15 protein-coding genes are annotated in these 14,166 nt (G+C 60.4%); 14 read left to right on the forward strand and 1 reads right to left on the reverse strand.

Going from position 1 to position 14,166, the window contains the following annotated elements; genetic code table 11:
* Window positions 1-80: 80 nt before the first annotated feature.
* On the reverse strand, window positions 81-509 hold the full coding sequence (locus AC06G8_RS05145; protein ID WP_447662636.1) for a prepilin peptidase: 429 nt from the start codon (window positions 507-509) through the stop codon (window positions 81-83).
* 141 nt (window positions 510-650) lie between these two features.
* Between AC06G8_RS05145 and AC06G8_RS05150 the strand changes: the two genes are divergently transcribed.
* The 14 genes from AC06G8_RS05150 (at window position 651) to AC06G8_RS05215 (ending at window position 14,149) form a co-directional block, all read left to right on the forward strand.
* The gene (locus AC06G8_RS05150; RefSeq protein ID WP_447662637.1) at window positions 651-2,027 is read left to right on the forward strand and encodes a CpaE/TadZ family protein; all 1,377 of its coding nucleotides are present in this window, start codon (window positions 651-653) and stop codon (window positions 2,025-2,027) included.
* Window position 2,028: 1 nt separating this feature from the next.
* On the forward strand, window positions 2,029-2,913 hold the full coding sequence (locus AC06G8_RS05155; RefSeq protein WP_447662638.1) for a CpaB family protein: 885 nt from the start codon (window positions 2,029-2,031) through the stop codon (window positions 2,911-2,913).
* Entirely contained in the window at window positions 2,886-3,713 is an 828-nt protein-coding gene (locus AC06G8_RS05160) for a CpaE/TadZ family protein (protein ID WP_447662639.1), read from the forward strand. Before AC06G8_RS05155 ends, AC06G8_RS05160 begins: the two co-directional genes overlap by 28 nt.
* A gap of 14 nt (window positions 3,714-3,727) precedes the next feature.
* Window positions 3,728-5,197: an ATPase, T2SS/T4P/T4SS family gene (locus AC06G8_RS05165; RefSeq protein WP_447662640.1), complete on the forward strand. Its 1,470-nt coding sequence runs from the start codon at window positions 3,728-3,730 to the stop codon at window positions 5,195-5,197.
* Window positions 5,175-6,161 carry a hypothetical protein gene (locus AC06G8_RS05170; RefSeq protein WP_447662641.1) on the forward strand — a complete coding sequence of 329 codons (987 nt, stop codon included), beginning with the start codon at window positions 5,175-5,177 and terminating at the stop codon, window positions 6,159-6,161. Before AC06G8_RS05165 ends, AC06G8_RS05170 begins: the two co-directional genes overlap by 23 nt.
* Window positions 6,158-7,039 carry a hypothetical protein gene (locus tag AC06G8_RS05175; RefSeq protein ID WP_447662642.1) on the forward strand — a complete coding sequence of 294 codons (882 nt, stop codon included), beginning with the start codon at window positions 6,158-6,160 and terminating at the stop codon, window positions 7,037-7,039. The genes AC06G8_RS05170 and AC06G8_RS05175 overlap by 4 nt, the downstream gene beginning before the upstream one ends.
* Window positions 7,040-7,198: 159 nt before the next feature.
* Window positions 7,199-7,396 (forward strand): hypothetical protein, encoded by a 198-nt coding sequence (locus tag AC06G8_RS05180; RefSeq protein ID WP_447662643.1) that lies wholly within the window; start codon window positions 7,199-7,201, stop codon window positions 7,394-7,396.
* A 15-nt stretch (window positions 7,397-7,411) separates the two neighbouring features.
* Window positions 7,412-7,891: a hypothetical protein gene (locus AC06G8_RS05185; protein WP_447662644.1), complete on the forward strand. Its 480-nt coding sequence runs from the start codon at window positions 7,412-7,414 to the stop codon at window positions 7,889-7,891.
* 15 nt (window positions 7,892-7,906) lie between these two features.
* Complete coding sequence (locus AC06G8_RS05190) at window positions 7,907-8,404, forward strand: hypothetical protein (RefSeq protein ID WP_447662645.1); 498 nt, start codon at window positions 7,907-7,909, stop codon at window positions 8,402-8,404.
* 18 nt (window positions 8,405-8,422) lie between these two features.
* Entirely contained in the window at window positions 8,423-8,659 is a 237-nt protein-coding gene (locus AC06G8_RS05195) for an EsaB/YukD family protein (RefSeq protein ID WP_048749324.1), read from the forward strand.
* Window positions 8,660-8,671: 12 nt separating this feature from the next.
* A complete protein-coding gene (locus AC06G8_RS05200) occupies window positions 8,672-9,505 on the forward strand; it encodes a DUF5050 domain-containing protein (RefSeq protein ID WP_447662646.1) in 834 nt (277 codons plus the stop codon).
* Complete coding sequence (gene essC / locus AC06G8_RS05205; RefSeq protein ID WP_480284612.1) at window positions 9,502-13,422, forward strand: type VII secretion protein EssC; 3,921 nt, start codon at window positions 9,502-9,504, stop codon at window positions 13,420-13,422. Before AC06G8_RS05200 ends, essC begins: the two co-directional genes overlap by 4 nt.
* 14 nt (window positions 13,423-13,436) lie before the next feature.
* On the forward strand, window positions 13,437-13,787 hold the full coding sequence (locus AC06G8_RS05210) for a WXG100 family type VII secretion target (protein WP_480284613.1): 351 nt from the start codon (window positions 13,437-13,439) through the stop codon (window positions 13,785-13,787).
* Window positions 13,788-13,858: 71 nt separating this feature from the next.
* Window positions 13,859-14,149: a WXG100 family type VII secretion target gene (locus tag AC06G8_RS05215; RefSeq protein ID WP_447662649.1), complete on the forward strand. Its 291-nt coding sequence runs from the start codon at window positions 13,859-13,861 to the stop codon at window positions 14,147-14,149.
* Window positions 14,150-14,166: the final 17 nt, after the last annotated feature.

The raw sequence follows: 14,166 nt of genomic DNA on the forward strand, positions 1-14,166 counted from the left end.
TAGGAAAAAATAACTAAATAAGTCGTTTTAACTAATTTAAGAACGGTTAAAGGTAAATAATCACATACATAATTTTGCCGTCAAAGGATTTTCTTAAGTACATATAACGAAAGGAATGCGGCGAAAACAAACGGTGCGAAGGGTACGGAGCCAATCCGCCGCCTCATGACGATCCGCGTCAAAGCCGCGCAGGCAAGCGCCAATAGACATGCGGCCAGGAATACATACAGATTCAGCAGCCATCCCGCAGCTGCGCCCGTCGCGGCCAGCAGCTTGATGTCGCCTGCGCCGACGCGCCCCAGCCAGGAGCGCAGCAGCAACAGCGGCAAGGAAGGCAGCAGGATGCCAGGCAAGGATTCCAGAGGCGTTCCGGAGAGAAACTGACGGCCTATGCCTGCCAGAAGCAGCAAGAGAAGCCATTCGTTTGGAATCCGCCGCCTTCTGATATCCGCGACGGAACATAGAAGAAGCAGCAATAGGATGAATCCATCCATGAATACATAAGGCATATCTTTGCCACCTCGGATCTGTAGATGTTGAAGCTTTGGTTGGAAAAGAACGGCGCTATTCTCTCATATTGGCCGATCCGGGTCAATGATAGAGATTTGCATAAAGATAGAATTCTATGACGCCAGGTGATTCGATTGAACATGTTGCTCGTATCCGGTCTCTCGCACCGGTTTGCCGCGGCCTATGCGCCCAAACCCAAACATATTCTCAACGTCGACGAGCTCCTGCTGGGCAGCGTCCTGAATTACCTCGAAGAGGCGAGACCTGACGCCGGCGGCCTGTTGGTAACAGACGACGCCTTGACCGGAGATTCCGCAGCAGACCTGCGGAACCTGGAGCGGATCGCCGCCTGGATGTCCCGCAACCGGCCATCCGGGTTCCTTTTGGTGCTTCTGCTTCGTCATGAGAGGCGGCTGGAAGGGATGGAGCCGCTTGTCAGCCTGTACTCGGGGCAGATCCTCACGCTCCCATGCCACTATCCCCGCATCCCGGCCTATATGTACCGGCAGGCTTTCGAGATGCTCTCGGACATCAGGAAGGGCAAACAATCCGCCCGGACCGACCGGGAGCTTGCCGCTCAGCAGCGCCTGGAAGCCGATTCGGAGCCGCCTGCCCGCAAAAAATCATTCCTGGACCGGTTCAAGCCCAAACCAAGGGAAGAGGCATCGCTTGAAGCGAAGGATCCCCTCTCCAGAGCATTCGACGGCATCGGGCGAGGCATCAGCCGGGTTGTCGCTGTGACCGGACACCGCGGCAGCGGAATCACGAGCACCGCCGTCAATCTCGTCTGCGAAGCGGAGAAGCGGGGACTGAGCGCCATCCTGATCGACCTTGATCTGGAATACCGCAGCTCGAACATGTATTTCAGCCGCTTTCACGAGGAGACCAAGAAGGACGAGAATCTCAATGCTTCTTTGATCCGGACTCTTGCGAGGCCTCAGGAATACCTGACTACCGCCTTTCCGATCAAGGACAATCTCTGGCTGGCGGCGCTCGGTTATTCGTTCCAGGACCGCAAGCTGGTCGAGCAGTTCTGCACCAGCGCCAAGCTGGTCGGATTGCTGTCGATGCTGCGGAACCGGTTCAATCTCATCGTGCTGGATATGCCGATGGATCTGCTGCCTTCGTTTCGGGAAGCGATGATCCACGTCGATGCCTTCGGGCTGTGCGTGCCGAACAATCTCCACGCCGTGCTCAGCACGGCGCGCAATGCGGAGGTCGCGCTGAGCCGGGATGACGCGCTGTACATGAACGCCAAGTCCAAGGTCATCGTGACGAAATACAACGACCGCTCCAGGCTGCAGGGAGAGCCGTTCACGCCGGACAAGACGGCCGAGCTTCTCTCCTCCGGGCTCAGCGAGAGCTTCGGCTATGGGATGAAGACGGCCGGCTTCATTCCATTCAGCCATGAGTTCGACACCCAGATTGAAACCGATATTGCGGCGGTCCATTCCGGCAAGGAGTACGAGAGAGCGTTCGGAGACCTGCTGCTGCGACTGATGGAGGGAGCCAAGTAAGATGGATTTGAGCACGATCAAGAGCGTTTCGCCCAATCGGAACACATTCAAGAAAATCATGGCGCTGCTGTTCAGCCTCGCCGTCATCGCCGGTTCGTTCGTCGTCATCACCGATGCCAACAAGGCGGCCAAGGATACGGTCGACGTGCTGCGGGTCAGCGATGGAGGAGGCATTCCTGCCCATACCGTCCTCACGGAAAAGCAGCTGCAGAAATATGCGATCATCCGAAAGGAGTATACCGACGATATGCTGCTGGCCGAGCAGATGGGCGAGGCTGTCGGCAAATTCAGCAAGTATTATCTGCGCGGCAACGGCGTTCTCTACAAGGATCAGCTGAGCGCCGAGGCGCCGAAAAAAAATGAATGGCTGTACAAGCTGGACGACAAGCAGGAAGTGCTGACGCTCCCCTACAACTTCCTCGAAGCGGGCGGCGACATCCTGATGCCGGGCGACCGCGTCCGGATCCGGGTATCGTACGAGGTCGACAAGCCGGCGGCGGCGGGCAATCCGAACGACATCTACAGCGTCTCGCAGGGCAAAACGACCAAAACCGAGGTGCTGTTCGACAGCATCGTCGTCAAGGATATGCTGAACGGCAACAGCCACTCCATCTACGAGGTGTATAAGGAAGTGCTGAAGCTGAGCGAGGACAAGCGCCAGACCGTCATGAAAAGCGAGGATTTCCTCAAGAACATCCAGCCGAGAGCCCTGCTTCTGGAGGGCTCCAGCGATCAGATCAACTATTATGCGAAGTTCAAGAGCATGGAGAACAAGTCCCTGCTGATCACGATCCTCAGCCGCAGCGACAGCCAAGCGATCGTGGACCAGCTGCCGACGCTGCAGAACGAGGTGGAGTCATGGATCGACAAGCAGAACGGAAATTAGGAAGCGTCTTTCAAAAGCTCAGCCCGACCGATCTCGTCGGAGCCGAGCTGCAGGACAGCCGGCTGATCTACAGCGTCGTCGGCTTCATGCCGGCGAGCGATTTCACGGACAACGCGCTGCTCATCAGCAATCTGGCCTATCTGCTGTCACAGAAAGGGCTCAATACTTGCGTGGTCGACCTCAAGGCGTTCTATCCGAATCTCTATCAGTATCTCGACGTCAAGCCGAACAAGCGGGGCGGCGGGCTGATCCGGGTGCTCAAGAGCGACAAGGCGGACTTCCGCGACGAGCTGATCTCGACCAAGCATGAGCGGCTGTACCTGCTGTCTCCCAGCCCCTACGACCTGATCGAGGAATATTTCGACTTCGAGTTCGAGCACCTGGAGAGGGTCATCGAGACGCTCAAGGGCATGTTCGACATCATCCTGCTGGATATTCCGAACATTCCGGCGCTGGAGCTCAGCGTGGGAGCGATGAAGTATTGCCATGTCGGGTTCTTCACCGGCTCGGAGCGGGTGGACGTCGCGGGCAACATCATGAAGATGCTCGATTACGCCTCCTCGATCGGCATCAGCACCGCGAAGTTCACGAGCGTCATCCTGATGAACATGCAGAATCTGGCGTTCGACCACAAGGTGCTCGGCGACTTCGGGCTCAAGATCGCAGCGGCGCTGCCGCTCGTCAAGGGGGCGGCAGGCGGGGTACTGGAGGGCAAGCTCTACGTGAAGGATACGACGCTGATGAACAAATATTTCCTGCGCGAGATGCGCAAGCTGGCCGATCTGCTCGGAAGCCGGTAGGGAGGAGGAACGACATGCTTACGCGCGCCAAGGTCAGCGAGCTGCAGCAGAGGGTGTCCCATCAGGCGAAGGGCGCCGAGGATATGGAGGATTTGAAGAGCAAGTATACGACGATCACCTTCGACGAGGTGCTGGAGCTGTGCCAGAAATACATAACCAAAATCGCGACCCATGCGTTCCGCCGCGAAAGCGATCCCGGACGCAAGCGCGAAATGACGAAGTCCTACATCAATGAGTTCGTCGATTCCCAGCGTCCGACGGTCGAGGGCCATTACGATCTGCTCTCGCTCAAGCAGGCGCTTGTCGACGAGATCACCCACTACGGGCCGATCACCAAGGCGATGGAGGATCCGGCAATCGACGAGATCCGGGCGAACGGCCCGGAGCAGATCTTCGTCGAGAGCGGAGGCAAGTCGCTCGCCTGGGATCAGCACTTCAGCGACCGGGAGCATATGGAGCGGATCATCTCCAAGCTGATCGGCGTTTCCAAGGTCAGGCTGACCCCGAAGATTCCGATGGTCAACGCCCGCACGATCGAGGGTTTCCGGGTCAACGCGACTCATGCGGAGATCTCGCCCTATGACATGCCGGCTTTTGTCATCCGGAAGTTCAGCAAGAAGTCGGTGACCCCGGAGATGATGATCCAGAACGAATCGTTCTCGGCGAACATGTTCAAGCTGCTGTCGCTCATCCCCAAGGCGGATCTCTCCTGGATCACGGTCGGGCCGACAGGCAGCGGCAAGACGACTCTGAACGAGGTGCTGATCAAGGAGATCAATCCGCTGTCGCGCATCATTACGATCGAGAATCCGTCGGAGATGAGGCTTCTGCGCAGAGAAGGAGGCACCGATCATGGCCGTGTCATCAACGACGTGCTCCAGTACGAATCGGTTCCGGACGAGGATGACTCCAGCCCGGCGACGATGGAGAATCTGCTTATCAATGCGATGCGCCAGTCGCCCCACTGGATCGGCCCGGGCGAGCTGCGGACGCCGGGCGAGTTCGCGACCGCGCTGCGCGCCGCGCAGACGGGCCACTATTTCTTCACCACGCTGCATGCCGAGGGAGACAGGGAGGCGATCTACCGGTTCCTGACCGCTTACCTGATGGCCTCCAACGAGCCGGCGGAGCTGGCACTGAGGAATATATGCACGGCGGTGAAGTTCGTCATCTTCCAAGAGAAGCTGGCTGACGGCACACGCAAGGTCACCTCCATATCCGAGATTCTCGGCTCCGAGGGGCTGGAGCCGATCGTGAACCCCATCTACAAGTTCATCTCGGAGGATGTGCTGGAGGAGGAGGGCACGCACCGGGTGCTCAAGATTGTCGGCAAGCACAAGCGCGTCGGAATGCTGTCGGACAAGGTGCAGCAGACCATGCTCAAAGCAGGCATCAAGCGCAGCCGCTTCGACTTCCTGACCCGGATGCCGGACGACAACGAGACAGAGAGGTACGTGCCGGATGGATACGACGCTTCTCATTAGCCTGTTTCTCGGCATCGGAGCCTTCGTTCTCTTCAATGTGGTGTTCGAGGTCCGCTTCTTCCAGGGTACGGGCCGGTTCGTCCTGAATCTGGTCGACACGCTGGCGGAGCATCTCGGCCGCTACAACACCAGGCGTTATGTGGAGCGGATCAAGCGTGAGCGGATCGTGCGGCGCAAGGAGAACGTGTTCACCAAATACAACCGGCTGGTAGAGGAGCTGATCCTCGACTTCCGGCTGCCGCTGACGCTGGAGAGCTTCACCTCCCTCCTCTGCATCCTGATCGCGCTGACGGCGCTCCTGATCGTGTTCTTCATGCAGAACGTGACGCTGTCGGCCGTCGTCACGATCTCGATCTTCATCGGGCTGCTGACCTACTTCGTCATGCAGTCCAAGTCGATCAAGGCGGAGCGGCTGGAGGCGATCATGGACGCCGAGGACATCATCTGCCCGCTGGCGCGCGACGGGGTGCTGATCGCGATCAAGAAGGTGATGGCGACGGAAGAATACATCCGGCCTGCTCTCCGGCCTTACTTCCAGCAGTTCATCGACAACTGCGAGAACAACGGCTATTCATTCAAGCAGGCGATCCTGCTGCTTAACCGGCAGCTCGGTCCCAAGTTCGACAACTTCACGAAGAAGGCCATCACGTTCGAGTACAACGAGCGCAAGGGGATGGCGGATATCTTCCTCGACATCGTCGACGAGAACGCCGTGCTGCGGGAAATCAACGCCCGCAAGGATCGGATCTTCCGCAAGATGAACCGCGATTTCCTGTTCAAGACGCTGATCATCGTCCTGTTCTTCTTCTACGCCCTGTCGGTGCCCGACTTTCGGGAATTCATGCTCCATACGACAGCCGGCAAGATGATCAACTCCCTGCTCATCAGCGTCATCTGCATCAGCTTCGCCCGCTGCCAGGCGCTTCAGGGCAATCTCGGACCGGGAGGCGGTGGGGCCAAATGATCGCGATCGCCAAGATAAGCGCGCTGATCTCGGTGCTGTACATCGTCAAGGCGTTCCTGTATCCGATGTTCCGACCGGTCAACCGGCGGCAGAAGCAGCGGGCCCGCCGGCTGCTCAAGGAGCGGCGGAGCGAGGCGCGGCGGGCCCGGTTCCAGCTGTTCAAGAGCGGCACGGCCGCCAGATATGCCGACCGGCTGATGGGCTCGCCGGAGCGGCTGCGGCTGCAGAAGCTGATCGATCGGCTCGATCTGGCGAAGAAGCCGGCGGAGATCCGGGTCGAGCAGCTGCTGTATTCGGGAGGAGCGGTGCTGATTACGCTGCTGGCGCTGAGCGCCAACCGGCTGATCGGGTGCGTGGCGGCCGTGCTGATTTTCCTTGGATGGCTGTACCCGGCCTCCGAGCTGGAGAAGAAGATCGAGCGCAAGAACCGCAACATCGCGCTCGATTTTCCGGGATTCTACAGCATGGCGTATTACCAGTACGCCAAGTCCGTCAACATCTATCTCGCCGATGTGATCCGGGACTACCTCCCGAGCGCCAATCCGGATATGGCCGAGGAGCTCGGAGTCATGCTGGACAATATCGAGTATGGAGAGGAATACGCGCTCAAGCAGTTCAAGAAGCGGGTGCCGCTGCACTACATCATCAAATTCTGCGACATCATGGAGACCCGGCTCAAAGGGTACGACAACATCTCGCAGATGGAGTACCTCAAGAACGAGGTCGACGAGTTCCGCGTCATCGCGCTGGAAGACGATCTCAAGCGCCGCGAGCGGAGCAATTCCCGCCTGCAGCTGGTGCTGATCGCGGTGCTGATCGTGTACATCGCCATTTATTATCTGTTCACGGTTCTGGATTCGATCAAGATGTTCCAGTAATGCGGGCAGGCATAAGCCCTCTTCTTCAGGACCCATCCGTCATTCTTCGGTTGATGCTCAACCATTGCAATCGACAGACATTCCGCCTGCACGGCGGCCTCTTAATCGGGTTTCAAGTTTCATTTATAGATATCATTCATTTCACTGGGGGAAACGGTCATGGATAAGAAGCCGGTCAAGAAACAATCGTTCTGGAGCGAGGAGTCGGGAGACTTCGGCATCAAGGGCATCGCGGTCACGGTGGCGGTCATCGTCATCATCGGCGCCGTCGTCGCCATCATCAACCAGAACCTGAACACTTGGGTGTCGGACGTATGGGACATGTTCATCAAGAAGATCGATGATCTGATCAAATAAAGGCGGGGTGAGTCCATGCGCGGCATAGCCAAAGCCCTGCTGGCGACGATGCTGGTGTCGGTGGCCATCATGCTGTTCACGAATCTCGTCTTCTTCTTTCCCTGGTATACGACGCTCATCGTGGAGACGTTCAATCTGTCCCAGGTGGCGGCGGGCGACAACTATGTCAAGCGCAGCTATTACGACGATGCTCTCGACCGGCTCAAGAACAGGCCGATCTACAGGGATAAGGCGGGCGACATCAAGCTGACTGTCGTCAATGCGGACGACTACGACGCCGTCGGCTCCGACGACGAGTCCAGCTACGAGAACGCGACCGAGATCCAGAAGCCGTACAGGCAGAGAGGCAAGCCGGTCAAGGTGACGCTGAGCGCCGTCTACCCGCTGAGCATCACGGTCTGGGGCAGGAAGATCGAGGAGGAGGTGCCGGTGAGCTTCTCGCTTACGACGGTCGGCCTCAAGCATTACAAGGACTTGACCTACTATTTCGATTAGACGGGACTGAGGGGAATGCGCAATATCGCGATCGGGCTGCTGCTGGTCATCCTCGCGTCCATCCTGATCGAGCCCATGGTGGAGATCAGCCTCGTGATGAAGGACAAGATTGCTCTAGGCACCTCTCTCAGCAATGCAGCCCGGTCCGCCAAGGACCGCAGCCTGCAGTACGAGGCGATGCGCGATCTGGACGCCAAGGTCGATCCCGAACGGTTCAAGGATTACTTTTCGGAGGCCTTCGGCGCGGCGATGAACGCTTCGCTGGATTCCAGATCCGGAGATACGCTGCGCTTCCGCTCCAACAACGGCAAGTGGAACGATATCGTCGTCACTCTGGACATCACGGAGAACGAGGATCCCTCGACGGAGCGGACGGTGACGAAGGTGGAGGTATCGGCCGAATCGGATTACCGGTTCAAAACGAAGTACCTGAGAGCGGCAAGCGGGGCAGGAACGACTTCTCCTTACCGGATGAAGATGGACCGCGAGCTGCTGCTGTCGGTGAAGAATTGACGGAAAGGAAGCTTCTGCATGGACTACATCATGGTGACCTTCCAGGCGGATAGGCGCCCTGCCGTGGATCTGAAGATCCCGGCCTTCGTCACGGCCGGCGAGCTGCTCGCCATGCTGGACGAAGCGCTGAATCTGGAGCTGGATGCCGGGCAGGGGGGCAGGCTGCAGGCGGAGCCGCTGGGGCGTATTCTGGACGGGCGCCGCACGCTGGAGGAAGAAGGAGTCGGACACGGAGCTCTGCTCACGCTGATATAGGGAGGTGACGAGGTGCAGGGAAATCTGGCAAATGGAGGACTCGTCCTGCAGGCGGGGAACGGAGTCTGGATCAGCGATGTCGACCGCTATGCCGGGACGCGCTGCCTCGATCCGTCCGGCGGCGTCTCCCGGATCGACGGCCTGCTCTGGTTCATGAACGCCGGAGCGGATGCCGTGTACGGCAGCGACCAGCTGCGCGGAGGCGCGTTATGCGCGTACGATCCAGCGAGCGGCCGCGGCCGTATGCTGTCCGAGACTCCCTGCAGCGGTCTGACGTTGCAAGGGGAATGGCTTTATTACATCAACGAGAAGGATCTGCGGCTGTACCGCTGCCGGATCGACGGCAGCGGAGAAGCACGGCTGACGGACGACCAGGCGCGCGGCTTTCTTGTGGACAAGGACCGGATCTGCTTCAGCGCGGATACAGGAATTCATGTCATCCGGACGGACGGGCAGCAGCGGGAGCGGCTATCGGCTTGCCGCTGCGGCGCGATTGTTCCGATCGGCGGCTGGATTGCCTTCGGCGATCCCGACAACCGCGGTACGCTGACGCTGGTCGATAGGGAAAGCGGAGCCGTGGCGGAGACTTTCGAAGATATCGAAGCGGGCAGCATCGTCGGCGACGGACGTTATCTGTATGTCGCCAATCTTCGCAACGGCGGCACGATCTACCGGATCGATCCCGCCCAGCGCCGGAGCATCCGCATCTGCGGCGAACGGGCCGCGAGCCTGCATATCGCCGGAGGCGATCTGTTCTTCCGGGACGGATCCGGCTGGAGCCGGATGTCGCTGCTCGGGGGACAAGCCTCGCGGGTCGAGCTGCAGGATGGAGGCATGATGGCATGATGAAGAACAGCCTGCATGCCTTCAGCCGCCAGCCTCGCTTCATGCCGGATATGCCGGGGGGAGAGGTCGCCATTCCCGATCCGCCGTACTCCCAGGAGAAGCCCGACATCGCCTGGTTCACGATTCTCGCGCCGCCGGCGGTCATGCTCGTCATCACGTTCATGCTGGCGCTGACGTCGCAATCGATGTTCCTGCTGATCTCGATCGCGACGACGGCCGTTACGCTCGTCACCTCGCTGACGGGGGCCGCATCGCAGATCCGCCGTTACAAGAACCGCAAGAAGGAGCGCGAGAGCAAGTATCTGCAGTTCATCGCGGACCGGCGCAGCGAGCTGGCGATCGCCAGCGAGCAGCAGGCCAAGGCGATGAACGAGCTGCATCCGGAGCCGTCCGTCTGCCTCCAGCGGATCGGCAGCCTGGACGGCAAGCTGTGGGAGAGGACGTCCTCGTACCCGGACTTTCTGTCTCTGCGCCTCGGCCTCGGCAACGTGCCGCTCTCGATGACGATCAAGCACAGCCCGCAGGCGATCCTGCTCGAGAGCGATCCGCTGCAGATGGAGCCGCAGCGGCTGGCGCTCGAATTCGAGCGGGTGCGGGACGTGCCGGTGGCGGTCGATCTGGCCGGGTCGGAGATCTGCGGAATCGCAGGCGAGGAAAGCAAGACGCTGGAGCTGGCGAGGCTCATGCTGCTGCAGCTCGTCACGCATCACGGCTACGACGACGTCCGCATCGTCGTGCTGGCCGCCGACGACGGCGCCGCGAAGTGGGATTGGCTGAAGTTCGTGCCGCATCTGTGGGATGACGCCATGGAAACGAGATATCTGCTGTGCGGCAAGGCTGTCGCCCACCAGGCGCTCGGAGACCTGTACGCCGTCCTGAAGGACCGGGAGCTCCGCACGGTCGGCGGCTCCACGCTGCCGCATTACGTCTTCGTCGTCGAGGATGCGTCTCTGCTCGACTACGAGCCGATCAACAAATACGTGTTCAACCGCTGCGGCCACCTGGGCGTCTCGTCGGTGTTCCTCGCCGGCAACCAGGCCTACCTGCCGATGAACTGCCGGACCGTCATCACGCTGCAGGGCAAGACCGGCGAGCTGGCGGACCGGGAGAGCGGCGACAGAATCCTGTTCAGCCCGGACAAGCTCAATGACAAGGGCCTGCAGCAGACGGTCAGGCGGCTGGGTCCGCTGCGGCTGCGGGAGAACGGAGCGAGCTTCTCCCTGCCGGCCTCCGTCACGCTCCTTGAGCTGCTGCGCGCCCGCACGGCCGGCGAGGTGGATCTGGCAGATCGCTGGGGCCGCAACCGGACTTACAAAGGCATCAGCGTGCCGATCGGCGTGAAGGGCGGGGGCTCCCTGTTCAACCTGGATCTTCACGAGACGGGACACGGCCCGCACGGCCTCGTCGCCGGCACGACGGGATCGGGCAAGAGCGAGCTGCTGCAGAGCATCATCATCTCGCTGGCGGTCAACTATCATCCGCATGACATCGTCTTTGTCCTGATCGACTACAAGGGCGGCGGCATGGCGGATGTGTTCAAGGGCATGCCGCATCTCGTCGGCACGATCACAAACCTCGGAGGCAATCAGACGACCCGTGCGCTGCTCTCGATCAAGAGCGAGCTGCAGCGGCGCCAGCGGCTGTTCTCCCGGTACGGAGTCAACAGCATCGACCGCTACCAGAAGCTGTATTACAGTCTGGACGATCGGGGCGGCATGCCTCCTATTCCACATCTGGTCATGATTGCCGACGAGTTCGCCGAGCTCAAGCAGGACCAGCCTGAATTCATGAAGGAGCTCGTCAGCACGGCCCGCGTCGGCCGAAGCCTGGGGGTCCACTTGATTCTGGCCACCCAGAAGCCGGCCGGCGTCGTGGACGACCAGATCTGGAGCAACTCGAAGTTCAAGATCTGCCTCAAGGTCCAGGACGAGACCGACAGCAAGGATGTCATCAAGCGTCCGGACGCGGCCATGATCAAGGAGCCGGGCCGGGCCTACATCCAGGTCGGCAACGACGAGATTTTCGAGCTCTTCCAGTCTGCCTACTCCGGAGCCGACTATGATCCCGAGGGCGAGATGCTGCGCAGCGAGAACCGCGTCAAGCGGATCTACGAGCTGGGTCCGGGAGGCAGGGCCGAGCAGATCTATCCGTTGGAGGAGGAAAAGATCGCGGGGAAGGAGCTGCCGAGCCAGCTCAAGGCGATGGTCGATCATATCGTAGCGACGGCAAGGGAGGGGGGCATCCTGCCGCTGGAAGGTCCGTGGATGCCGCCGCTGCCGGAGGAGCTCGACCTGAAGGGGATTTTGCCGGAAGAAGCCGCGTCTGCCTTCGGCAGCGGAAGATGGACGGCCGGCAAGCCGATCTTCGCCGTTCCCGTCGGACTGCTCGACGATCCGCGCGGCCAGCTGCAGGAGCCGCTTGTCGTCGACTTCGCCTCCGAAGGCAACCTGTTCGTGTATGGAGCGCCTGGAACCGGCAAAACAATGCTTTTGAGGACGCTGTGCCTGTCCATCGCCTTGTCCTATACGCCGGAAGAAGCGCAGCTCTACATGCTGGACTTCGGCGGCTCTTCGTTCAAGGCGCTGGAGAAGCTTCCCCACTGCGGCGGGCTGATGACGCTGGAGCAGGAGAGCCGGATCAGCCAGTTCATGCTCTACATCTTCCGCCTGATGGAGGAGCGCAAGCGGCTGTTCGAGGAATCCGGCAGCGACGGCTTCGCCGACTACCGCGTCAAGGGCGGCAGGCTGCCCGCCGTCGCCGTCGTCATCGACAATTACTTCGCGCTGTCGGAAACCTATGAGGCTGTGGACGACAGAATGATCGTGCTCGCCCGCGAAGGCTTCAAGTACGGCATCTACATGGTCGTCACCGCGACCAACTCGGCGCTTGTCCGGTACAAGTTCGCCGTCAACTTCAAGATGGCCGTCAGCCTCCAGCTGACAGACAAAAGCGAGTATGACGGCATCGTGGGCCGGACGGAAGGGCTCGTGCCCGCCCGCGTGCCGGGACGGGCGCTCGTGCGCGGAACGCCGCCGCTGGAGTTCCAGACGGCGATGCCGGAATGGGACGGGCTTGGCAGCGATGTCCTGATCGGGAAGTTCAGCCGGCTTGCCGAGGACGGCCTGATCAGCCGCGCGCAGCCGATTCCGATGATGCCGGCGCGGATCTTCATCGACGAGCTCAATAGCGGGAAAGCCGATGCCCCTGCAGCAGGCCGGATCGCGATCGGCCTCGCCGACCGCGACCTGCAGCCGGTGAGCCTCGAGCTGGCCGCGACTCCGGTCGTCATGGTCGCCGGCGATCCGATGTCGGGCAAGAGCACGCTGCTCGTGTCCTGGATCGAGATGCTCCGCCGCCGCCTCGGCGATGATGGCATGCAGGTGTATGTGCAGGATTCCAGCTCGATGGGATTATACCCGCTGCTCGCCAGGCCGGGGGTGGAAGATCTGTCCCAGATCGGGGATATGCATGCATTCACGGAGGAGCTCAAGGAAGATCTGGCCGCACGCAGGTCCCAGCTGCTCGCCGTCCGCCGCTCCGGCGGAGATGCGGACGCTCTCATGGCTTCATGGAAACTGCTGGTCTTCGTCATCGACCGGCTCTCGGAGTTCACAGCAGGCGATCAATACGCGCTCAAGGAGCTGCTGGAGCGGATCGTCAAGCAGGAGCGCGGCATGAAGGTCGCCGTGCTGGCAGCCGATACGACTTCGGAGCTCGCGAACAACTGGGACAGCCTAGGGAAGGCGATCCGAGAGGAGCAGACGGGCATTCTGCTCGGCAGCCTCAAGGACCAGAGTCTCTACAACGCCCGAATTCCTTATGGCAGCCAGGAAAAGGAGCTGGAGGCGGGCGACGGGTATCTGGTCGTAAAAAACAAATTCACCGGACTGAGGACTGCGATCCTGTCCGGAAAGTAAAGGAGGCGCCGGACATGCCGACACCGTCGGAGATCCGCGGCAACGCCGCTGCCGTGAATGCGGCCGCCGATGAAATCAGGCGGGCGGAAGCCCGCTACAGGACGGAGGTATCCGCCGCATCCTCGTGGTGGCAGGGGGAAGCGGGCAAGGCATTCACGGATTCCTACAAGGAGATCCAGGCCGACATCAGCCGCCTGCTGGCCAAGATGGATGGCCTGGAAAGCAGCCTCAAAGGGCTCGCCGGAGATGTCCAGCGCGCCGACGACGAGCGCCGCCGCAAGCTCGAGGAGGAGCGGAGGCGGGCTCAGGAACAGGAGCAGCGGCGCCGCGAGGAAGAGGCGCGCAAGTCGGCAGGACGCCGCTAGAAGCTCCGGCCCAGCTCCCGCTGCTGATCAGAGGAAGATGCGGCATTCCATTTGAAAGGAGGTGAATCCAAATGGCAAACCAGGCATTCAGCCCCGAGCAGGCGAGAAGCGTAGCAAGCTCGATCAAGAACAAGGGCCAGAACGCGAAAAGCGTCGTTGATCAGCTCGACCGCGAGATCAAATCCGTGGAAGGCTGGTGGCAGGGCGAATCCGCCAAAGCCTTCGTCGACGAGTTCAACCAACTGAAGCCAAGCCTCGACAAGCTCGTCGAGTGCGTGAACAACATCAGCACTTCCCTGCAGAAGGTCGCCGAAATCAAGGAACAAAGCGACCGCGATATCGCCAGCCAGCTTCGCAAGTAATCATGTTCTTCATCGGC

The sequence above is a fragment of the Paenibacillus sp. SJS-P3 genome (assembly GCF_056711585.1).